The organism is Pseudomonas sp. P7758, from assembly GCF_013386485.1.
GTDB lineage: Bacteria > Pseudomonadota > Gammaproteobacteria > Pseudomonadales > Pseudomonadaceae > Aquipseudomonas.
Genome location: NZ_JACARS010000011.1, coordinates 88,959 through 111,720, shown reverse-complemented (window position 1 = coordinate 111,720; position 22,762 = coordinate 88,959). Strand labels below are relative to the sequence as shown.

Sequence of the window (22,762 nt, the reverse complement as noted above, 5' to 3'; positions counted from 1 at the left end):
CCGTCTTTCAGATGTGACGAACTTCGACAATCTCGTACTCGATCACGCCACCAGGCGTCTTGACGGCCACCACGTCACCCTCTTCCTTGGCAATCAAGGCGCGGGCCAGCGGCGAACCGACGGAGATCTTGCCGAGTTTGAAGTCGGCCTCGTCTTCACCCACGATGTGGTAAACCACGCTTTCGTCAGTCTCGACGTTGGCGATTTCCACGGTGGTGCCGAAAATCACCTTGCCGGTATGCGGGATGGTCGTGACGTCGATAACCACCGAATTCTGCAGGCGGCCTTCGATGTCACGGATCCGCGCCTCGACCATACCTTGCTGCTCGCGGGCAGCATGGTATTCAGCGTTTTCCTTCAGGTCACCCAATTCCCGGGCCGTACCGATGTCCTGGCTCAGCTTCGGACGGACGACCTTGGTCAAGTGGGCGTGCTCTTCTTCCAGGGCTTTTGCGCCCTGGACGGTCATTGGGTATTTGATCATGCCTTCAATCCTGCGTGTAGATCCTGCAAGCGACGCACGGTTTTTTCAGGACCGAACTTCAGCGCTTCGCAGATAGCTTCGCCAGCAGCAATGGTGGTGGTGCAGTAGATCTTGTGCTGCAAGGCGTTACGACGAATGGAGTAGGAGTCCGCGATCGACTGGCGACCTTCGGTGGTGTTGATGATCAGGGTGACTTCGTCATTCTTGATCATGTCGACCACGTGTGGACGGCCTTCCGTCACCTTGTTCACGCGACGCACTTTCAGGCCGGCAGCCTCGATCAGCTTGGCGGTCCCGGCAGTGGCCACGACTTCGAAGCCCAAGTTGATCAGATCACGGGCCACGCCTGCAACCAGCGGCTTGTCATCATCGCGCACGCTGATGAACGCAGTACCGCCGGTAGGCAGCACTTCGCTGGCGCCCATCTGGGCTTTGGCGAATGCTTCACCGAAGGTATCGCCCACGCCCATCACTTCACCGGTGGACTTCATCTCCGGGCCCAGGATCGGGTCCACACCAGGGAATTTGGCGAATGGGAACACCGCCTCTTTCACACTGTAGAAGTTCGGAATGATTTCCTTGGTGAAGCCGATTTCCTTCAAGGTCTTACCGGCCATCACACGGGCAGCAATCATTGCCAGGGAAACACCGATGCACTTGGAAACAAACGGCACGGTACGCGAGGCGCGCGGGTTGACTTCGATGACGTAGATGTCTTCGCCTTGCAGCGCCAACTGTACGTTCATCAGGCCGACCACGCCCAGCTCCAGGGCCATTTTCTTGACCTGTTCGCGCATCTCGTCCTGGATGTGTGCAGGCAGCGAGTATGGCGGCAGCGAGCAAGCGGAGTCACCGGAGTGAACGCCAGCCTGTTCGATGTGCTGCATGATCGCGCCGATCACCACGTCGGTGCCGTCGCAGACCGCATCCACGTCCATCTCGATGGCGCAGTTGAGGAAGTGGTCCAGCAGCACCGGGCTGTCGTTGGACACTTTCACCGCATCACGCAGGTAACGCTTGAGTTCGTCTTCTTCGTAGACGATTTCCATCGCCCGGCCGCCCAGTACGTAGGACGGACGCACCACCAGCGGGTAACCAATCTTGCTGGCCGCGCGGATCGCTTCGTCTTCGCTGCGCACAGTGGCGTTTGGCGGCTGACGCAGGTTCAGGCGCTCAACCATCTGCTGGAAGCGTTCACGGTCTTCGGCACGGTCGATAGCGTCAGGGCTGGTACCGATGATCGGCACGCCAGCAGCTTCGAGTGCGCGAGCCAGTTTCAACGGGGTTTGGCCGCCGTACTGGACGATCACGCCTTTTGGCTTCTCGACACGGCAGATTTCCAGTACGTCTTCCAGCGTTACCGGCTCGAAGTACAGACGGTCGGAAGTGTCGTAGTCAGTAGAAACAGTTTCCGGGTTGCAGTTGACCATGATGGTCTCGTACCCGTCTTCGCGCAGGGCGAGAGCGGCGTGTACGCAGCAATAATCGAACTCGATGCCTTGGCCGATACGGTTTGGACCGCCGCCCAGGATCATGATCTTGTCGCGGCCCGACGGCGCGGCTTCGCACTCTTCCTCGTAGGTGGAGTACATGTATGCGGTGTCGGTGGCGAACTCGGCCGCACAGGTATCAACGCGCTTGTAGACCGGGAAGATGTCCAGCTTGTGGCGATGGGTGCGCAGGTTCTTCTCGGTCACGCCCAGCAGCTTGGCCAAACGCATGTCGGAGAAACCTTTGCGCTTGAGGCGGAACATCAGGTCGCGGTCGATGGAGGACAGACCGAGGGTCTTGACCTTCTCTTCTTCCTTGATCAGATCTTCGATCTGCACCAGGAACCACGGGTCGATCATGTTCATGCCGAAGATGTCTTCGACGGTCATGCCGGCGCGGAAAGCATCGGCCACGTACCAGATACGCTCGGCACCCGGCACGGTCAGCTCGCGCTTGAGCACGCTCATGCTTTCCGGGTTGCTCAGGTCGAGCTTCTCGTCCAGGCCGCAAACGCCCACTTCCAGGCCGCGCAGGGCTTTCTGCAGGGACTCCTGGAAGGTCCGGCCGATGGCCATGACTTCACCGACCGACTTCATCTGAGTGGTCAGGCGGGCGTCGGCTTTCGGGAATTTCTCGAAAGCGAAACGTGGCAGCTTGGTGACGACGTAATCGATCGACGGCTCGAAGGAAGCTGGCGTTGCGCCGCCGGTGATTTCGTTCTGCAGCTCGTCCAAGGTGTAACCGATCGCCAGCTTGGCGGCGATGCGCGCAATCGGGAAGCCGGTAGCTTTCGATGCCAGCGCCGAAGAACGCGATACACGCGGGTTCATCTCGATCACAACCATGCGGCCAGTGTCCGGGCAGATGCCGAACTGGACGTTGGAGCCACCGGTTTCCACACCGATCTCACGCAGCACCGCCAAAGAGGCGTTACGCATGATCTGGTATTCCTTGTCCGTCAGGGTCTGTGCCGGCGCAACGGTGATCGAGTCACCGGTGTGCACGCCCATCGGGTCGAAGTTTTCGATCGAGCAGACGATGATGCAGTTGTCCTTCTTATCGCGGACAACCTCCATCTCATATTCTTTCCAGCCGATCAGGGATTCGTCGATCAGCAGCTCTTTGGTCGGAGACAGGTCCAGGCCGCGGGCGCAGATTTCTTCGAACTCTTCACGGTTGTAAGCGATACCGCCGCCGGTGCCGCCCATGGTGAAAGACGGACGGATGATGCACGGGAAGCCCAGGCGCTCCAGGACCGCATTGGCCTCTTCCATGCTGTGGGCGATACCGGAACGCGGGCAATCAAGGCCGATGGACTTCATGGCCTTGTCGAAACGCGAACGGTCTTCAGCCTTGTCGATGGTGTCGGCATTGGCGCCGATCATCTCTACGCCGAACTTCTCCAGTACGCCTTCGCGCTCCAGGTCCAGTGCGCAGTTCAGGGCGGTCTGGCCACCCATGGTTGGCAGCAGGGCGTCCGGACGCTCTTTCTCGATGATCTTGGCAACGGTCTGCCACTTGATCGGCTCGATGTAGGTGGCGTCGGCCATGTCCGGGTCGGTCATGATGGTGGCCGGGTTGGAGTTCACCAGGATGACGCGGTAGCCCTCTTCGCGCAGGGCCTTACAGGCCTGGGCGCCGGAGTAGTCGAATTCGCAGGCCTGGCCGATCACGATCGGGCCAGCGCCGAGAATCAGGATGCTTTTTATGTCTGTACGTTTTGGCATGGGTTTGTCACTCAAATCCGCAGGTCAGTCGGCAAGCCGTCTTGAACAATCTTTGAAGAGCCCGAGGGGGCCGCCGGTTTCCCGGGCCGCCCTCAGGCCGCTCAGTTAGCGTCGCTTGGCCATCTCATTGATGAAACGGTCGAACAGCGGCGCTACGTCGTTCGGGCCCGGGCTTGCTTCAGGGTGGCCCTGGAAGCTGAACGCGCTCTTGTCGGTGCGCTCGATACCTTGCAGGGAACCGTCGAACAGCGACTTGTGAATCGCCCGGACGTTGCCCGGCAGCGTCGCTTCATCCACCGCAAAACCGTGGTTCTGGCTGGTGATCATCACGACACCAGTGTCCAGGTCCTGCACCGGGTGGTTGGCACCGTGGTGGCCGTGACCCATTTTCAGGGTCTTGGCGCCGGAGGCCAGGGCCAGCAGTTGGTGGCCGAGGCAGATGCCGAACACCGGGATCTCGGTTTCCAGCACTTCCTTGATCGCCTTGATGGCGTAGTCGCAAGGCTCCGGGTCACCCGGGCCGTTGGACAGGAACACGCCGTCGGGCTGCAGGGCCAGTACGTCGTTGGCCGGGGTCTGCGCAGGCACCACGGTCACGCGGCAACCGCGCTCGACCAGCATGCGCAGGATGTTGTGCTTGATACCGTAGTCGTAGGCCACGACGTGGTACGGCAGTTCGGAAGCTTCGATGGTCGCGTGGCTGTCGGTCTTCAAGTCCCAGACGGTGGAGCGCCACTCGTACGTTTCCTTGGTGCTGACGACTTTCGCCAGATCCATGCCTTTCAGGCCAGGGAAACCTTGGGCCGCTGCGATCGCTGCTTCTTCGGAGATGTTGTCACCGGCCATGATGCAGCCGTTCTGCGAGCCTTTTTCACGCAGGATGCGTGTCAGGCGACGCGTATCGATACCGGCGATCGCCACAACGTTGTTGGCTTTCAGGTAATCGGACAGGGACATCGTGTTACGCCAGTTGCTCGCTACCAGTGGCAGGTCACGAATGACCAGGCCAGCCGACCAGACACGATCAGACTCGGCGTCTTCCGGTGTAGTACCGGTGTTGCCGATGTGCGGATAGGTCAGGGTAACGATCTGTTGGGCGTAGGAAGGATCAGTAAGGATTTCCTGATAGCCGGTCATGGCGGTGTTGAACACCACCTCTCCAACGGTCTGACCGTCGGCTCCAATGGCTTCGCCGCGAAAAATGCTGCCATCAGCAAGGGCGAGTATGGCTGGCTTAGTCAAGAAGACCTCCCGTAAATAAAGCCTGAAAGGGCGATCGCAGGTTGTAAAAAAGCGGAGTGACGTATGGACACGTCACCCCGCTTCTTCACTGAATTATTCTGCGCGCTTTTAGTGGACACACTAAAGCTGTAGCTTACAGAAAAAGGCTTTTTTGGTCCACCGCTAATGAGCCTTAAAGGCAGGGGAATGCGACAGGACGTCGCCTAGCGGGTAAAAACGGGGCCTCAGCATATTCCTGAGACCCCGTTTTAGCTACTTCTTAATGCAGGTCCAGCACGTCGCGCATGTCGTACAGGCCCGGCGCACGACCCTCAAGCCACAGCGCCGCACGCACGGCACCCTTGGCGAACGTCATGCGGCTAGACGCCTTGTGGGTGATCTCAAGACGCTCGCCCTCGGTTGCGAACAACACCGTGTGATCGCCCACCACATCACCGCCGCGAACGGTGGCAAAACCGATGGTGTCGTGGGCGCGGGCACCGGTATGACCTTCACGGCCATACACCGCCACCTTCGACAGGTCACGACCCAGGGCATCGGCAATCGCCTCGCCCATACGCAATGCCGTACCGGACGGCGCATCGATCTTGTGCCGGTGATGAGTCTCGATGATCTCGATGTCAGCCTCATCACCCATCACCCGCGCCGCCATGTCGAGCAGCTTCAGCGACAGATTGACGCCGACGCTGAAATTGGCCGCGAACACGATTGGAATATCCTTGCCCGCCTCCACCAGCAGCTGCTTTTGCTCGGCGCTCAGGCCAGTTGTGCCGATCACCATGGCCTTGCCTGCCTTGCGGCAGAACGCCAGGTTTTTCAGCATCACGTCCGGCAGGGTGAAATCGATCAGCACGTCAAACTCGTCGGCAACCTGCTCCAGATTGCCGGACAACGAAACACCGATCCGCCCCAGGGACGCCAACTCACCCGCGTCCGCACCTATCAAGGTGCTGCCGGGACGAACAATCGCCGCCGTCAGCCCGGAGGCCGGCGAGCGCGCCTGCACGGCCTCGACCAGGGTCTTGCCCATGCGCCCGGCAGCGCCCATCACCGCGATACGTCGCATACTCACTTCCTTACAGGTCGCCGAAGAAGCGCTTCACGCCTTCGAACCAGCCGGTGGTCTTTGGCGAATGAGTGTCATCGCCGGCCAGGGAGCTGCGGAACTCTTCCAGCAGTTCGCGCTGACGACGCCCCAGGTTCACCGGCGTCTCTACCGCCACACGGCACATCAGGTCACCAGCACCGCCACCGCGCACCGGCGCAACGCCTTTGCCACGGATACGGAATTGCTTGCCGGTCTGCGTACCCTCAGGGATCTTCAGCTTGACCCGACCGTCCAGCGTCGGAATCTCAAGCTCGCCACCCAGGGCCGCATCGACAAAGCTGATCGGCACTTCACAGAACAAATGCTTGCCGTCGCGCTGGAAAATCGAGTGCTCGCGCACATTGATCACCACATACAGGTCGCCCGTCGGGCCGCCCTGAGTGCCCGCCTCGCCTTCGCCCGACAGACGAATGCGGTCGCCAGTATCAACACCCGCCGGCACTTTCACCGAGAGAGTCTTGTACTCTTCGACACGCCCTTCGCCGTGGCACGAGTCGCACGGATCGGAAATGATCTTGCCCTGGCCGTGGCAGCGCGGGCAGGTTTGCTGCACCGAGAAGAAGCCTTGCTGCATGCGTACCTGGCCGATACCGCCGCAAGTCGGGCAAGTGATCGGCGAGGAGCCTTTCTTGGCGCCCGAACCGTCGCACGGCTTGCAATTGACCAGCGTCGGAACACGGATATTGACGCTGGTACCGCGCACCGCTTCTTCCAGGTTCAGCTCCAGGGTGTAGCGCAGGTCGCTGCCACGCTGGGCACCGCCACGCTGGCCACCACGGCCGCCGCCAAAGAAGTCGCTGAACACGTCGCCGAAAATATCGGAGAAGTTCTGCCCACCGAAACCGGCACCGCCGCCACCCATGCTTGGGTCGACACCAGCATGGCCATACTGGTCGTAAGCGGCGCGCTTGTTCGGATCACACAGGCATTCGTAGGCCTCATTGGCCTCTTTGAACAGCTCTTCGGATTCTTTGCTATCCGGATTACGGTCCGGGTGGTGCTTCATTGCCAGGCGACGGTAAGCCTTTTTCAGGTCCGCCTCGCTGGAGCCGCGCTCCACACCCAACACTTCGTAATAGTCACGCTTTGCCATAAGTCTTTGCACTCTTAAGGACGTCCGGCAAAACCCTCCTGAGCCTTGCCAAACTCGTTGAGCCCCAATACAGGCCCGGACCCAACTCACGTCAATTCAACGATCCTGGTCGTTACTGCTTTCAACCGGAAACCGGCCAAAAACGCGGTGACTGTCGTCCGGAAAGCAGGAGCATTCCCGATCACACCGCCAGCATCCGAGCGTTGTCGCATGCTGTAAAAATTCGCGTACCCCAGACACGCCAACGCGGGAGCAAGCTCCCGCGCGGCGACATCCTACCAGTCACCGCTTGTGAGCGGTCAACCGGGCGACCAAGTTACTTCTGGTCTTTGACTTCTTCGAACTCGGCATCGACAACATCGTCGTGCTTGGCTTCAGGTTCTGCCTGGTGTGCAGCACCGTCAGCCGGCTGGCCTTGTTCGGCGTACATTTTCTGAGCCACTGGCGCAGAGACTTTCGACAGCTCTTCAACCTTGGCTTCGATAGCAGCCTTGTCGTCGCCTTTAACGGCGGCTTCCAGGGCAACTACTGCGGCTTCGATTGCAGTTTTCTCTTCGGCAGTCACTTTGTCGCCAGCATCAGCGATCATTTTGCGAGTCGAGTGAACCAGTGCATCACCCTGGTTACGGGCAGCGGCCAGTTCTTCGAACTTGCGGTCTTCGTCAGCATTGGCTTCAGCGTCACGGATCATCTGCTGGATTTCTTCCTCGGACAGACCCGAGTTAGCCTTGATCACGATCGACTGAGTCTTGCCGGTGGCCTTGTCTTTGGCGCCTACGTGCAGAATGCCGTTGGCGTCGATGTCGAAGGTCACTTCAATTTGTGGCACGCCACGTGGTGCTGGTGGAATCTCGGCCAGGTCGAACTTGCCCAGGGACTTGTTCTGACCGGCTTGCTTACGCTCACCTTGCAGCACGTGAATGGTCACGGCGCCCTGGTTGTCGTCGGCAGTCGAGAACACTTGCGATTTCTTGGTAGGAATCGTGGTGTTTTTCTCGATCAGCGCAGTCATCACGCCGCCCATGGTTTCGATACCCAGGGTCAGCGGGCTTACGTCCAGCAGCAGAACGTCTTTCACGTCGCCGGCCAATACCGCGCCCTGGATGGCAGCACCCATGGCAACTGCTTCGTCCGGGTTCACGTCTTTACGCGCTTCTTTACCGAAGAACTCGGTAACCAGCTTCTGAACCAGTGGCATACGGGTCTGACCGCCCACCAGGATCACGTCGTTGATCGCGCCAACGTCGATACCCGAGTCTTTCAGCGCAATGCGGCAAGGCTCGATGGTGCGTTGAACCAGGTCTTCTACCAGCGCTTCCAGCTTGGCGCGGGAGATTTTCACGTTCAAGTGCTTAGGACCGGTAGCGTCTGCAGTGATGTACGGCAGGTTCACGTCGGTCGAATTGCTCGAAGACAGTTCGATCTTGGCTTTCTCAGCGGCTTCTTTCAGGCGCTGCATGGCCAGCGGGTCACCCTTGAGGTTCATGCCGCTTTCTTTCTTGAATTCGTCAACGAGGTAGTCGATCAGACGAATGTCAAAGTCTTCACCGCCCAGGAACGTGTCACCGTTGGTGGCCAACACTTCGAACTGGTGCTCGCCATCGACTTCAGCGATTTCGATCACGGAAACGTCGAAGGTACCGCCACCCAGGTCGTAAACGATCACAGTGTGGTCGCCCTTGGCCTTGTCCATACCGTAGGCCAGAGCGGCTGCGGTTGGTTCGTTGATGATACGCTTCACGTCCAGGCCAGCAATACGGCCGGCGTCTTTGGTCGCCTGGCGCTGGCTGTCGTTGAAGTAGGCCGGAACGGTGATCACCGCTTCAGTCACGGCTTCACCGAGGTAGTCTTCGGCGGTTTTCTTCATCTTTTTCAAGATTTCAGCCGAGATTTGTGGCGGCGACATTTTCTGGCCGTTCACTTCAACCCAGGCGTCACCGTTGTCAGCCTTGGCGATTTTGTACGGGACCATCTTGATGTCTTTCTGTACGACTTCTTCGTCGAACTTACGACCGATCAGACGCTTCACCGCGTACAGGGTGTTATGCGGATTGGTCACAGCTTGACGCTTGGCGGACTGGCCCACCAGGATTTCGCCGTCGTTGGCATAAGCCACGATGGACGGAGTGGTGCGTGCGCCTTCGGCGTTTTCAATAACTTTGGATACGCCGTTTTCCAGCACGGAGACGCAGGAGTTGGTAGTCCCCAGGTCGATACCGATAATTTTGCCCATGATTTACTCTCCCGAAACTTAGATTTTTTTGCCGCAGCAGTGGTGGCTAACTGCGGCAGTACTTAAACGCTTGACTTATAGATGGGGCCGTTACGACTTATTTCAAGCCTGCTCATCAATAGAAGGTGCAACCGGTGCAGGAGCCTTGCTCACCACAACCATTGCCGGGCGCAGCAAGCGACCGTTGAGCTGGTAACCCTTCTGGAACACCTTCAATACGCTGTTCGGCTCAAGATCAGCGTTTTCCTGCATCGCCATTGCCTGGTGATGCTCGGCATTGAACGGCTCGCCGCCTTGCGGATCGATGGCTTCCAGCTGATAACGCTTCAGGGTGTCCTGGAACATTTTCAGGGTCAGTTCGATCCCTTCGCGCATTGGGCGGATGTTTTCGTCGTCCGGATTGGACAGCTCAAGGCCACGCTCCAGGCTGTCGATGATCGGCAACAGATCACCGGCAAATTTTTCCAGGGCGAATTTGTGAGCTTTTTCTACATCCTGCTCGGCGCGGCGGCGGACGTTCTGCAGATCGGCGGCAACACGCAACGATTGATCCTGTGCGCCTGCCAATTGCTCTTCGAGCACTTGCACACGAGCGGCCAGGTCTTCACCTGCGGCCTGGTTGGCGTCTGGATTTTGCGTATCCTGCGTCTGTTCGTCAGCCATAGATTTCTCCTTTCAAAATCATGCGCGAACTCGACTCGCGCTTCTGTTCCGGTATATGGGGCCACAATTTTCAGGTTCAAGGGTTGAGGCGTTACCAAAAGTCTTTCACTTGTCCTGGATCAATTCTTATCAATCATTCCCTGTTGCGCTTAAAAAGCGATTTATTCAAGCAAATCGGACTAAACATCAGGATTGTCACCTTCAAACAAAACACTGTATAAATAACCAGACCTAAAGCCTGGGAGCGGCCGTCATGCTGGTGCACCTGTCCGTACATAACTACGCCATCGTTGAACATCTGGATCTTGAACTGGATCGCGGGATGAGCGTAATCACAGGCGAAACCGGCGCCGGCAAGTCGATCATGCTCGACGCCCTGGGCCTGACCCTGGGTGATCGCGCCGACAGCGGGGTGGTACGCCCGGGCGCCGACAAGGCCGATATCCTCGCCACCTTTGACCTGGCCGATATCCCGGAAGCCGAGGCCTGGCTTGCCGAGCGCGACCTTAACAATGAAGGCCCGTGCATCCTGCGCCGGGTGATCACGGCCGAAGGGCGCTCCCGCGGCTATATAAATGGCACGCCCTGCCCGCTCGGCGACCTGAAAGCCCTGGGCGAACTGCTGATCGATATCCACAGCCAGCATGAACACCAGTCCCTGCTGAAAACCGACACCCATCGCCGACTCCTCGACGAGTACGCCGGCGCCACCGATCTTGCGCGCCAGGTGCAATTGGCCGCGCAGCGCTGGCGCCAGACCCGCCAGGAGCTGGAGCGCCTCTCCAACTCCGGCGACGAGCAGCGCGCCCGTCACCAGTTGCTCAGCTACCAACTGGAAGAACTGGAAAGCCTGGGGCTCGGCGAGACGGAACTGGAGCAACTGGAACAGGAACACAAGAACCTCACCAACGCCGAAACCCTGCTGGGCATCTGTCGGCAAGTGGTGGAGCAGTGCAGCGAAAGTGATTCCGGCAATGTGCTCAACGCCCTGACTGCCAGCCTGAACCGGCTATCCAGCGTGAATAACGCATCAGGCTCGCTGAACGAAGCCACCACTCTGCTGACCAGCGCGCAAATCCAGGTAGAAGAAGCCGTGGGCGAACTGAACCGCTTTCTCGATCACTTCGATGCCGACCCAGCCCGCCTGCAGGATATAGAAGAGCGCCTGGACACCATCTACACCCTGGCGCGCAAACACCGGATCCAGCCGACCGAAGTCGCAACCATGCAGCAAAAGCTGCTGGATGAAATTGAAACCCTGAACGCCAACGACGAATCCATCGAGCGACTGGGTGAAGAGCTGGCGTCCTTTGCTCGCCATTATCACGAGAAAGCCCGAGAACTCAGCGACCTGCGCCATCAGGCAGCGACCGGCCTGGCCAGCGCGGTGGAGCAGGAAATCCAGCGCCTGGGCATGCCCGGCGGGCGCTTCACCATCGAGTTGCACACTAACACCAGCAATGAACTGCTGCCCAACGGCCTTGAACAGGTAGAACTGCTGGTCAGCGCGAACCCGGGCCAGCCACTCAAGGCACTGGCAAAGGTAGCTTCCGGCGGCGAGCTGTCGCGGATCAGCCTGGCGATTCAGGTGATCACCGCCCAGACCTCTCGCGTGCCAACACTGGTATTCGATGAAGTGGACGTAGGGATCGGCGGCCCGACTGCCGAGATCGTGGGCCAGTTGCTGCGCCGGCTGGGCGATCGCGGCCAGGTACTGACCGTTACCCACTTGCCACAAGTAGCTGCCCAAGGGCATCAGCACTTGTTCGTGCACAAGGTGCGAGGCAGCGATGCGACCCATACCGCCGTGTCCAAGCTGAACAAGACCGAACGGGTAGAAGAAGTGGCGCGGATGCTCGGCGGCATCGACTTGACCAAGGAGTCCTTGGCTCACGCGAAGAAAATGGTGGTAACCGCGAAGGCCTGAAGCCTGGCTTACTGAGTATTTTCTTTCTATAGAAAGCACGAAGGCGACCCTAGGGTCGCCTTCGATCGTTTCGCAGAGCGAATCTGCGTAGCTTTCTTACTTTTTCTTACGTATGTAGAGAACCAGATTGTGGTCCACCAAATCGAATCCATGCTGCTCAGCGATCATGTGCTGGAGCTTCTCGATTTCCGGACTGGTGAACTCGATAACCTCATTGGTATCCAGGTCAACCATGTGGTCGTGATGACCGCCGTCGGCCAATTCGAACACTGCATGACCGCCGTCGAAATTATGACGAACCACCAGTCCTGCTGCTTCAAACTGGGTCAGAACACGGTAAACCGTGGCCAGGCCGACGTCCTCGTTAGACTCCATCAGCGCCTTGTATACATCCTCGGCACTCATGTGGCGCTGCTCAGCAGAATCGAGCATTTGTAGAATCTTGACTCGTGGCAGAGTCACTTTAAGACCGGCTTTGCGTAGTTCGCTATTTTCAACCATGGTTAGCTTTCTCGCGGATGCTGCTTCGCAGCTTCTCTTAATACGGGTATGATCGGCGTTTACGTTGTCCCAGCCAAGATAGTGGAAGTCGCCCACCGATGCAAAACACCAAGCTCTTGCTAACCAGTTTCACCTTTGTGGGACTGCTCGCACTCGCCGGTTGTTCATTCCCCGGGGTTTACAAAATCGACATCCAGCAGGGCAATGTCGTCACGCAGGACATGATAGACCAGTTACGCCCGGGAATGACCCGACGGCAAGTACGGTTTATCATGGGCAATCCCCTGCTGACCGACACATTCCATGCCGATCGCTGGGATTATCTCTATAGCATCCAACCTGGTGGCGGTGAACGCCAGCAGGAGCGGGTCAGTGTCATCTTCAATGGCAATGACCAGCTCGTCAGCCTGTCGGGGGACTTCAAACCGGGCGTAAGCCGCGATGAAGCCTTGCTGGGCAAGGACAACGGCACCACCGCTCCTGCGCCCGCGCAGAACGAGGAGAAGCCCAAGTCCGAGGTACCGGCCAAGCCTGGCTCCTTGCTGGACGAGATCCAGAAAGGCGTCGACGGCGTACAAACCGTTCCGGTGCCAACTCCAGAACCTCTGGACGCCAGCCCGCAGTAAGTTTGTAACGCTCGATAAAAAGCCCGGCATGCCGGGCTTTTTGTTGTCTGCCGTTTCTCAAGCTATGAATTCTGCTGTTTTGCCTTGGCAGCCTTGGCCGCACGCAAGCGACGTATCTCCATCGGATCTGCCAGCAATGGCCGATAGATCTCGATTCGGTCTCCAGCCTGCACCACACGCACGTCAGCGTCTGCCACCACCTTGCCGAAAATCCCCAAGGGGCAATCCTGCAGATTCAGCTCAGGAAATTGCGCAGCCATCCCCGAGCCCAACACTGCGGCCCTGAGGGTTGAGCCCGGTGCTACTGCCAGGCTCATCAACACCTGGCGATCCACCGCGGCGTACACCACCTCGATTTCAACCAATGGCTCAGCCATGCATTTGCTTGGCGCGCTGGCAAAACGCGTCCACCAGAGTATTCGCCGCCTGATTGAACAGTGGCCCCAGGGTGGCACGCACGATAGGGCCGGCATAGTCGAACGACAGGTCCAGGCTGATCTTGCAGGCTTTCTCGTTCAACGCCTTGAACACCCACACACCGTGCAACTGAGTGAACGGACCTTCTTCGAGATTCATCTCGATGGACTGCCCGGGCACCAGCGTGTTGCGCGTGACAAAGTGCTGGCTCAAGCCGCCCTTTGCCACCCCCACGCTGGCAACCATGTGCTCATCACTGCTCTCCAACACCTCGGCAGTCGAACACCAAGGCAGGAACTCCGGGTAACGCGCCACGTCGTTGACCAGGTCATAGAGCGCCTGTGCCGGATAAGGCAGCAGGGCCGAACGTTGAATATGCGTCGTCATGTGAGCGTTATTTCCACAGCTGAGCGGCAAACATCGCGAAAGGACAACAGGATTCGCGAAAGAAAAAAATCAAAAACCAGCCTGCATTGTCCGGGATTCATTCAACACGCTCAAGCACGCAGGTTGACCGTAGCCGACGCGCTCGCAACTCCCTATAATGCCGCCCCTATGGCTAAACAAAAGAAACACCCAACAGGGACCATCGCGCAAAATAAAAAGGCGCGACACGATTACTTCATCGAACATCGTTTCGAGGCTGGTCTGGTCCTGGCCGGCTGGGAAGTAAAAAGTCTGCGTGCCAGCAAGCTGCAGCTGGTCGACAGTTATGTGCTGCTCAAAGACGGCGAGGCATGGCTGCTCGGCAGTCATATCACGCCGCTGATGACCGCGAGCACCCACGTGATCGCCGACCCGGTGCGCACGCGCAAGCTGTTGCTCAATGCCCGCGAGCTGGAAAAGCTCCACGCCGCCGTGCAGCAAAAGGGCTACGCCTGTGTCTGCCTGTCGTGGTACTGGAGCAAGCACCTGGTCAAGTGCGAGATCGCACTGGGCAAGGGCAAGAAGGAATACGACAAGCGTGATACCGAGCGCGAGCGCGATTCCAACCGGGAATTGCAGCGTGCCGTGCGCAACAAGGGCAAGGAAGACTGACTTTCTTGTGACTTGATGTGGATGACGGAGCCCGCTCCCTCATCCACAGCATTTGCTACATCCCTTTGCGCCGTTCCGCCCGGGCCATGCGCTGAACCTCCTGCCGCACTTCCTCCAGCACTTCCTGCACATACAGCAGGTGACGTGTTGAGACTTCCCGTGCCTGCTCGGCACGCCCCTCGATAATCGCCAGGTACAGGTCCCGATGCTGATTGATCAGCATGTCGCGGGTCTCCGTACGCTGCTGATACATGCCACCAATGTTGGTCACCACGTTGCGCTTGAGCAGGTCGAACAGGCCGCGAATGGTGTGCAGCAATACCGCGTTATGGCTGGCCTCGGCGATGGCCAGGTGAAACCTCGCATCCGCCGCGCCCTCTTCCGCCCGGCTCACTTCATCCGACCGCGTGTAGCAATCCTGCAACTCCTCGAACGCTGCCGTTAGCCGCTCGCGGTCCACCTCAGTGGCACGCAACGCTGCGTAATACGCGCACGAGGCCTCCAGGGTCTGACGAAACTCCAGAAGATCACGCTGAGCCTCCGGATTATTTTCCAGCAGATGCAGCAGCGGATCACTGAAGGTTGAACCCAGCGACTCCACCACATAATTGCCACCACCTTGGCGACTGATCAGCAAACCTTTTGCCACCAGCTTCTGGATCGCCTCACGCAACGACGGCCGCGACACCCCGAACTGCTCGGCCAGTGCGCGCTCGGCCGGCAAGCGCTCGCCCGACTTCAGCGTGCCCTCAAGGATCATACCCTCAAGCTGCTCGACGATGTCGTCAGACAAACGGCGCTGACGCACCTGATCAAACCCCATAACTCACTCTCCACCATCCCGACCACTCGCCGGGGCCCCTATTCTGGCCTATCGCCGAGTATCCGGCACCTATCAGAACGCCCTCGTTTAAGCCAATCAGCCCCCACCAACCCCGACCTACGACCAAAGATTCACAAGCGGCAAATTGACACATCCCCCAGAAGGCTTTTAACCTAGCCAACGGTGATTGTAAATTGGTAATACCAATTACCCAAATCATCCAAGCAGTGCCTGACCAACAACAATTAGGGGCCACCCCATATGCAAACCTGGCAACAGCTCTACAGCCCGCTCGGCAGCCTCGGCCTGTCCGCACTGGCCGCCGTCATTCCCATCGTATTTTTCTTCCTGGCCCTGGCGGTGTTTCGCCTCAAAGGCCACGTTGCGGGCAGCATCACCCTGGCACTGTCGATCCTGGTGGCGATCTTTGCCTTCCAGATGCCGGTCGACATGGCGCTCGCCGCCGCCGGTTATGGCTTCGCCTACGGCCTATGGCCCATCGCCTGGATCATCGTCGCCGCCGTATTCCTGTACAAACTGACGGTCAAGAGCGGCCAGTTCGAAATCATCCGCAGCTCCGTGCTGTCGATTACCGACGACCAGCGCCTGCAAGTGCTGCTGATCGGCTTCTGCTTCGGCGCGTTCCTGGAAGGCGCCGCCGGTTTCGGCGCACCGGTGGCGATTACTGCCGCACTGCTGGTAGGCCTGGGTTTCAACCCGCTGTATGCCGCCGGCTTGTGCCTGATTGCCAACACCGCCCCCGTTGCGTTCGGCGCACTGGGGATTCCGATCATCGTGGCCGGGCAGGTGACCGGGATCGACGCGTTCAAGATCGGCGCCATGGCCGGTCGCCAATTGCCGCTGCTGTCGTTGTTCGTGCCGTTCTGGCTGGTGTTCATGATGGACGGGCTGCGCGGCGTCAAGGAAACCTGGCCTGCCGCGCTGGTTGCGGGCCTGAGCTTCGCCGTTACCCAGTTCTTCACCTCGAACTACATCGGGCCTGAACTGCCGGACATCACCTCGGCCCTGGCCAGCCTGATTTCCCTGACCCTGTTCCTGAAAGTCTGGCAGCCCAAGCGCAGTGCCGGCGCGCAAATCGTTGGCGCAACGTCCGGCACTGCCGTCACTGCCAGCGCCGGTGGCTTTGGCCTGCCTCGCAACACCCTGGCTTCGCCTTACAGCCTGGGGGAAATTTTCAAGGCCTGGTCGCCGTTCCTGATCCTGACCGTGCTGGTCACCATCTGGACCCTCAAGCCGTTCAAGGCGATGTTCGCCGCCGGCGGCGCGATGTACAGCTCGGTATTCAACTTTGCGATCCCGCACCTGGATCAACTGGTGATCAAGGTTGCGCCCATCGTTGCCACCCCGACAGCCATCCCGGCGGTATTCAAGCTTGATCCGATTTCCGCTACCGGCACGGCGATTTTCTTCTCCGCCCTGGTATCGATGCTGGTGCTGAAGATTGATTTCAAAACTGGTCTGACCACCTTGAAAGAAACCTTTTATGAGCTGCGCTGGCCGATCCTTTCCATCGGCATGGTGCTGGCCTTTGCCTTCGTCACCAACTATTCGGGCATGTCATCAACCATGGCCCTGGTGCTGGCGGCTACCGGCGCGGCATTCCCGTTCTTCTCGCCATTCCTTGGCTGGCTCGGCGTGTTTCTGACCGGCTCCGACACCTCGTCCAACGCGCTGTTCAGCTCGCTGCAAGCCACTACCGCGCACCAGATCGGCGTCAACGACACCTTGTTGGTAGCGGCGAACACCAGCGGCGGCGTGACCGGCAAGATGATCTCGCCGCAGTCGATCGCCGTGGCATGCGCCGCGACTGGCCTGGTGGGCAAGGAATCCGACCTGTTCCGCTTTACCCTCAAGCACAGCCTGTTTTTCGCGACGATCGTCGGGCTGATCACCTTGGCCCAGGCCTACTGGTTCACCGGTATGCTGGTGCACTGAGACCTGCACGTAATAGGGTAAGAACCGACGCCGGACAGCGATTCCGGCGTCAGCTATTTCTGGAGGACCGATGAGCCTGCCTGCTGCTTTTCTGAGCGACGCCGCACAACTGATCCCGAAAGATCGTCGTTTCGACGATCCACTTTCCACCCTCGCCTTCGGCACCGACGCCAGCTTTTACCGACTGATCCCACAACTGGTAATCCGTGTTGAGTCGGAAGATGAGGTGGTGGCGCTGCTGCAACTGGCTCAACGCGATCGCGTGCCGGTGACCTTTCGTGCGGCGGGCACCAGCCTTTCGGGACAGGCCATCAGCGACTCGGTACTGATCGTGCTGGGGGACAATTGGAACGGGCGTGAGATTCGCGGCCAGGGCACACAAATTCGTCTGCAGCCCGGCGTGATCGGGGCGCAGGCCAACGCCTGGCTGGCACCGTTCGGGCGCAAGATCGGCCCGGACCCGGCGTCGATCAATGCCTGCAAAATTGGCGGCATCGTCGCCAACAATGCCAGCGGCATGTGCTGCGGCACGGCCCAGAATACCTATCACACCCTCGCAGGAATTCGCTTGGTGCTGGCCGACGGCAGCCGCCTGGACACCGAAGATCCGGCCAGTGTTTCAGCCTTTCGCCAACGTCACGGCGACCTGCTTGACCGCCTGGCGGCACTCGGTCGAGAAACCCGGGCCAACGCCGAATTGGCTGCAAAAATCCGCCACAAATACCGCCTGAAAAACACCACCGGGTTGTCACTCAACGCCCTGGTGGATTTCGACGAGCCACTGGATATCCTAAGCCATTTGCTGGTCGGCTCCGAAGGCACCCTGGGCTTTATCAGCGCAGTGACCTACGACACGGTGATCGACCACCCGAACAAAGCCTCGGCCCTGATCGTGTTCCCCGATGTGGAAACCTGCTGCAACGCGGTGACCGTACTCAAAACCCAACCTGTTTCAGCGGTTGAACTACTGGACCGCCGTAGCATGCGTTCGGTGCAGGACAAACCCGGCATGCCGGCTTTCGTACAGCAGCTATCGGAAAATGCCTGCGCCCTGCTGATCGAATCCCGCGCCGCCTCGCCCTCGCTGCTGCATGAGCAACTGGCGCTGATCATGGCTTCCCTGGCCAGCTTCCCAGTGGAGAAACAAGTCGACTTCACCGAAGACCCGGTGGAAAACGCGCGCCTGTGGGCGATTCGCAAAGACACCTTCCCCGCCGTGGGCGCCGTGCGTAAAACCGGCACCACCGTGATTATCGAAGACGTGACCTTCCCGGTGGAACAACTGGCCATTGGCGTTAATCGCCTGATCGAGCTGTTCGACAAACATCACTACGACGAAGCGATCCTTTTCGGACACGCCCTGGAAGGCAATCTGCACTTCGTCTTCACTCAAGGCTTCAACAGCGCGCAAGAAGTCGCACGCTACCAGGCGTTCATGGACGACGTCGCCCAGTTGGTGGCCGTGGAGTTTGGCGGCTCGCTGAAGGCCGAGCACGGTACCGGTCGCAACATGGCGCCCTTTGTCGAGCTGGAATGGGGCAGCGATGCCTACCAATTGATGTGGCAGCTCAAGCGCCTGCTCGACCCCAACGGCATTCTCAACCCGGACGTGGTGCTCAGCGACGACCCGCAAATCCACCTCAAGCACCTCAAGCCACTGCCCGCCGCCGACGAGCTTGTGGATAAGTGCATCGAGTGCGGTTTCTGCGAACCGGTTTGCCCGTCGAAAGGACTGACCCTGAGCCCGCGCCAGCGCATTGTGATCTGGCGCGATATCCAGGCCAGGAAACGCGCCGGTCTCGACACCACTGAACTGGAAGCGGCCTATCAATACCAAGGCATCGACACCTGCGCGGCCACCGGGCTTTGCGCCCAACGCTGCCCGGTAGGCATCAATACCGGCGACCTGGTGAAAAAGCTGCGCAGCCGCGACGCCGACCGTACGAAAACCGCCGAATGGCTGTCGACGCACTTCGCCACGGCACTGCAAGGTGCGCGCTTCACCCTGCACGTGGCCAACGGTGCGCGCATGCTGCTGGGCGCTCCGCGACTGGCGAAGCTCTCGGCCACGGTAACCCGGCTGTCCAAGGGGCAAATCCCCCAGTGGACCAACGCCATGCCGCAACCGGAAAAGGCCATTCGCTTCAGCCCCGCCGTGAGCGATGAGCGCCCCCGCGTGGTGTACCTCGCCGCCTGCGTCTCACGCGCGATGGGCCCAGCAGCCGGTGACAAGGAACAGATGTCGCTGTACGACAAAACCCGCGGCCTGCTGGAAAAAGCCGGTTATCAGGTAGTCTTCCCCGACAATCAGGACAACCTCTGCTGCGGCCAACCATTCGCATCCAAGGGCTACGCCGAACAAGCCGAACACAAACGCCAGGAACTGATCGGCGCCCTGCTCCACGCCAGCCGTGGCGGCCTCGACCCGATCTACTGCGACACCAGCCCGTGCACCCTGCGCCTGGTCCAGGACCTGGCCGAAACCCGTCTCGACCTCTACGACCCGGTACGCTTTATCCGCACGCACCTGATGGACCGCCTCGACTTCACCCCCCAGGAAGCCCCGATCGCCGTGCACGTCACCTGCAGCACCCAACACCTGGGAGAGAGCCAGGCGCTGATCGACCTGGCCAGGCAGTGCAGCAAAAACGTGGTGATCCCCGAAGGCATTCACTGCTGCGGGTTTGCCGGCGACAAAGGCTTCACCACGCCGGAGCTGAATGCGCACTCACTGCGCAGCCTCAAAGACGCCGTGCAATATTGCAGCGAAGGCATCTCCACCAGCCGTACGTGTGAGATTGGCCTGACACAACACGGTGGAATTGATTACCACGGCCTGGTGTACCTGGTGGATCGAGTAACCCAGGCGCGCGCCCACTAGGGCCGCCCTCTTTGGGTGCAAAACCTAATGATTTCGGGGTTTTTCGACTAATCCAGCGACAAAACAGAACCCCTGCGCGCCGGCGTAGTCATCTGCATAGGCCTCGACAAACGAGGCTCATCAGTGACCTCGCTGGCTGCACGAAAAACCGGCAGCATCGAGCCCTATTTGCACAAGGAGATACCCATGAAGCGTTCCGCTCTTGCTGGTTTGTTCATTACCGCTGCGATGCTGGCCTCCCCCGCGTTTGCGGCCGGAACAAAAGACGATCTGTGCCAAATCAACCTGGACAAAATCAACAACGGTAAAGCGTTGCTCGCCACCGACACCAGCGGCAAATCTGGCGAAATCGACACCGCCGTTTCCCAAGCCAAGGCAGCCCATGCGGCAGGCGATGACAAGAAATGCATCGAGATCACCTCCAAGGCCCTGCAAAGCCTGCAAGACTCGGACAAAGGCGGCAATCAGTAACTCGCTGATTGCCCGAGGCCAACCTTCGGGTTGGCCTTCTGTGACCGATTGACGTACACTGCACAGGCTTGTCGCTCACTAAGAAACAACGAGTTACAAGCACGGGGCCGTTTAGGATTCGACGCCGGTTGCGAAACTTTAGGTGCATGCCGAGTTGGTAACAGAACTCGTAAATCCACTGTTGCAACTTCTTATAGTTGCCAATGACGAAACCTACGGGGAATACGCTCTCGCTGCGTAAGCAGCCTTAGCCCTTCCCTCCTGGTACCTTCGGGTCCAGCAATCATCAGGGGATGTCTGTAAACCCAAAGTGATTGTCATATAGAACAGAATCGCCGTGCAGTACGTTGTGGACGAAGCGGCTAAAACTTACACAACTCGCCCAAAGCACCCTGCCCTTCGGGTCGCTGAGGGTTAACTTAATAGAAACGGCTACGCATGTAGTACCGACAGCGGAGTACTGGCGGACGGGGGTTCAAATCCCCCCGGCTCCACCATTTTGTCTTCCCAGGAAGACCCAGAAAAGCCGTAAAGCCTAGATAAATCAAAGCTTTACGGCTTTTTTCTTGCCCGCGTTTTCCCACCAAATCCCAGGGCATCCCACGGTTGACGGGGGCATATATGGGGGCATAAAACGCTCATCAGCTCGCTCGGAGAGGATGTGCCCCCAATGCCCCTGAAAGACACCAACTGCCGCAACGCCAAGCCCCAGGACAAGCCGTACCGCCTGTATGACGAACAGGGCTTGTACCTGGAAGTACAGCCCAACGGAGGCCGTTACTGGCGCTTGAAGTACCGTTTTCTGGGAAAGGAAAAACGCCTGGCGCTTGGTGTTTATCCAGAGGTCGGCTTGCAGGAGGCCCGGCGCAAACGTGACGATGCTCGTGTCCAGCTTGCAGGTGGCCAAGACCCTTCGCTGCAAAGACGCATGGCCAAGGTGGTCAGCCAGCTTGATCACCAGCACACCTTTGAATCGGTCGCTAAGCAATGGCTCACTATTCGCGAGTCATCCTGGGATCCGGAGTACACCCGCACTGTACGGCAGCGCCTGGAGCTCAATGCCTACCCCTGGCTGGGAAAGCTACCAGTCAGCAGCATCAGCACGCCCATGCTTGTCGAAAACCTCCAGCGCATCATCAAGCGCGGTGCTCGCGAGACGGCACGCCGTGTAGCCCAAATCTACAAACAGATTTTCGAGTTCGCCGAAGCTGCCGGTATCACCCCACCCAACCAGATTGGCAATCTCTCACGTACGCTCCCAGCCAAGCGGGTGAAACATTTTGCTGCCGTGACCGATCCTGAAAAACTCGGCGCACTGCTTAAAGCACTAGATAGCTACAGCGGAACAATGCCTGTCTGTTGTGCCTTAAAACTGGCCCCGTTGCTGTTCTGCCGGCCCGGAGACCTTCGACATATGGAATGGTCGGAGGTCAATCTGGATGCTGGCGAGTGGTTGATTCCTGGTCACAAGATGAAAGGGCTAACTGCTACCAAACAGGATCGCCCAGATCACCTGGTTCCCCTCAGCCAACAAGCAGTCGCTGTTCTACGCGAACTGAAACCGCTCACCGGCAGGCATCGGTATACCTTCCCCTCGGCCCGAGGAGGCGACCGACCGATGTCCAACAATGCCGTTCTCAGCGCGTTACGCCGCATGGACATCAGCGGCGACGAAATGACTGGGCACGGCTTTCGTGCAACAGCGAGAACCATAGGAGCTGAGGTGCTGGGATTTCGCCCCGATCTCCTGGAGCATCAGCTTGCTCACACGGTAAAAAATCCGTTGGGACGGGCCTACGACCGAACGTCATTTCTGCCAGAGCGACGCGACATGATGCAGCGCTGGTCAGATTACCTAGATGCGATCAAGGCCTGAGCTCACTGCCTGGGCTTGCACTACCGATTCCCGCTTGGTAAAAATCAGGCATCCCTCGGACGTTCATAGGACGCCATGGGATCGTCACGCTGCCCCGGTTACGGCGTTAAGAATCCGAAATCCATCCGCTCAAATGGGCTTTCTGGCCGCCTCATCGGGGTATCGCCAGCATCTCGCAGGCCTTTTGCGCCTGCTCGCCTGCAAC

General features: G+C 59.0%; 18 protein-coding genes and 1 other RNA gene. 8 read left to right on the top strand and 11 right to left on the bottom strand.

Annotation, left to right across the window (positions count from 1 at the left end):
- Positions 1-7 precede the first annotated feature (7 nt).
- The 7 genes from greA to grpE form a co-directional block, all read right to left on the bottom strand.
- A complete protein-coding gene (greA, locus tag HX873_RS02550; protein WP_003212209.1) occupies positions 8-484 on the bottom strand; it encodes a transcription elongation factor GreA in 477 nt (158 codons plus the stop codon).
- Positions 481-3,702: a carbamoyl-phosphate synthase large subunit gene (gene carB / locus HX873_RS02545; RefSeq protein ID WP_003212212.1), complete on the bottom strand. Its 3,222-nt coding sequence runs from the start codon at positions 3,700-3,702 to the stop codon at positions 481-483. Before carB ends, greA begins: the two co-directional genes overlap by 4 nt.
- A 105-nt stretch (positions 3,703-3,807) precedes the next feature.
- Positions 3,808-4,944 (bottom strand): glutamine-hydrolyzing carbamoyl-phosphate synthase small subunit, encoded by a 1,137-nt coding sequence (gene carA / locus HX873_RS02540; RefSeq protein ID WP_003212214.1) that lies wholly within the window; start codon positions 4,942-4,944, stop codon positions 3,808-3,810.
- 259 nt (positions 4,945-5,203) lie between these two features.
- Positions 5,204-6,010, bottom strand: a complete 807-nt coding sequence (gene dapB, locus HX873_RS02535; RefSeq protein ID WP_087693401.1) for a 4-hydroxy-tetrahydrodipicolinate reductase — start codon at positions 6,008-6,010, stop codon at positions 5,204-5,206.
- Between the two features lie 10 nt (positions 6,011-6,020).
- On the bottom strand, positions 6,021-7,145 hold the full coding sequence (gene dnaJ / locus HX873_RS02530; RefSeq protein WP_003212219.1) for a molecular chaperone DnaJ: 1,125 nt from the start codon (positions 7,143-7,145) through the stop codon (positions 6,021-6,023).
- Between the two features lie 316 nt (positions 7,146-7,461).
- On the bottom strand, positions 7,462-9,378 hold the full coding sequence (gene dnaK / locus HX873_RS02525) for a molecular chaperone DnaK (RefSeq protein ID WP_003212222.1): 1,917 nt from the start codon (positions 9,376-9,378) through the stop codon (positions 7,462-7,464).
- A gap of 102 nt (positions 9,379-9,480) precedes the next feature.
- Positions 9,481-10,041 carry a nucleotide exchange factor GrpE gene (gene grpE, locus HX873_RS02520; RefSeq protein WP_003212224.1) on the bottom strand — a complete coding sequence of 187 codons (561 nt, stop codon included), beginning with the start codon at positions 10,039-10,041 and terminating at the stop codon, positions 9,481-9,483.
- 253 nt (positions 10,042-10,294) lie between these two features.
- On the opposite strand from grpE, the gene recN reads away from it, so the two are divergent.
- Positions 10,295-11,968, top strand: a complete 1,674-nt coding sequence (recN, locus tag HX873_RS02515; RefSeq protein WP_008436836.1) for a DNA repair protein RecN — start codon at positions 10,295-10,297, stop codon at positions 11,966-11,968.
- 96 nt (positions 11,969-12,064) lie between these two features.
- On the opposite strand, the gene fur is transcribed toward recN, so the two are convergent.
- Positions 12,065-12,469 carry a ferric iron uptake transcriptional regulator gene (gene fur, locus HX873_RS02510; RefSeq protein WP_003212228.1) on the bottom strand — a complete coding sequence of 135 codons (405 nt, stop codon included), beginning with the start codon at positions 12,467-12,469 and terminating at the stop codon, positions 12,065-12,067.
- A 98-nt stretch (positions 12,470-12,567) separates the two neighbouring features.
- Here fur and HX873_RS02505 point away from each other — a divergent pair, with 98 nt between their 5' ends.
- Positions 12,568-13,095, top strand: coding sequence for an outer membrane protein assembly factor BamE (locus HX873_RS02505; protein ID WP_003212232.1), 528 nt, complete (start codon positions 12,568-12,570; stop codon positions 13,093-13,095).
- Positions 13,096-13,157: 62 nt separating this feature from the next.
- On the opposite strand, the gene HX873_RS02500 is transcribed toward HX873_RS02505, so the two are convergent.
- Together HX873_RS02500 and HX873_RS02495 are read right to left on the bottom strand one after the other, a co-directional pair.
- The gene (locus HX873_RS02500; RefSeq protein WP_177009217.1) at positions 13,158-13,472 is read right to left on the bottom strand and encodes an RnfH family protein; all 315 of its coding nucleotides are present in this window, start codon (positions 13,470-13,472) and stop codon (positions 13,158-13,160) included.
- The gene (locus HX873_RS02495; RefSeq protein ID WP_003212236.1) at positions 13,465-13,899 is read right to left on the bottom strand and encodes a type II toxin-antitoxin system RatA family toxin; all 435 of its coding nucleotides are present in this window, start codon (positions 13,897-13,899) and stop codon (positions 13,465-13,467) included. Before HX873_RS02495 ends, HX873_RS02500 begins: the two co-directional genes overlap by 8 nt.
- 168 nt (positions 13,900-14,067) lie before the next feature.
- Here HX873_RS02495 and smpB point away from each other — a divergent pair, with 168 nt between their 5' ends.
- On the top strand, positions 14,068-14,550 hold the full coding sequence (gene smpB, locus HX873_RS02490) for an SsrA-binding protein SmpB (protein WP_003212238.1): 483 nt from the start codon (positions 14,068-14,070) through the stop codon (positions 14,548-14,550).
- A gap of 55 nt (positions 14,551-14,605) precedes the next feature.
- Here smpB and HX873_RS02485 read toward each other — a convergent pair whose 3' ends face one another.
- The gene (locus tag HX873_RS02485; RefSeq protein ID WP_003212240.1) at positions 14,606-15,373 is read right to left on the bottom strand and encodes an FCD domain-containing protein; all 768 of its coding nucleotides are present in this window, start codon (positions 15,371-15,373) and stop codon (positions 14,606-14,608) included.
- A 261-nt stretch (positions 15,374-15,634) separates the two neighbouring features.
- Here HX873_RS02485 and HX873_RS02480 point away from each other — a divergent pair, with 261 nt between their 5' ends.
- The 5 genes from HX873_RS02480 to HX873_RS02460 all read left to right on the top strand — a co-directional run bounded on the left by HX873_RS02480 (position 15,635) and on the right by HX873_RS02460 (position 22,557).
- Entirely contained in the window at positions 15,635-17,329 is a 1,695-nt protein-coding gene (locus HX873_RS02480) for a lactate permease LctP family transporter (RefSeq protein ID WP_003212243.1), read from the top strand.
- A 70-nt stretch (positions 17,330-17,399) separates the two neighbouring features.
- A complete protein-coding gene (locus tag HX873_RS02475) occupies positions 17,400-20,210 on the top strand; it encodes an FAD-binding and (Fe-S)-binding domain-containing protein (protein ID WP_177122331.1) in 2,811 nt (936 codons plus the stop codon).
- Positions 20,211-20,396: 186 nt separating this feature from the next.
- Positions 20,397-20,681, top strand: a complete 285-nt coding sequence (locus HX873_RS02470; RefSeq protein WP_008436825.1) for a hypothetical protein — start codon at positions 20,397-20,399, stop codon at positions 20,679-20,681.
- 103 nt (positions 20,682-20,784) lie between these two features.
- Positions 20,785-21,178, top strand: a transfer-messenger RNA (tmRNA) gene (gene ssrA / locus HX873_RS02465).
- 173 nt (positions 21,179-21,351) lie between these two features.
- The gene (locus HX873_RS02460) at positions 21,352-22,557 is read left to right on the top strand and encodes an integrase arm-type DNA-binding domain-containing protein (protein WP_131175363.1); all 1,206 of its coding nucleotides are present in this window, start codon (positions 21,352-21,354) and stop codon (positions 22,555-22,557) included.
- Positions 22,558-22,762 lie beyond the last annotated feature (205 nt).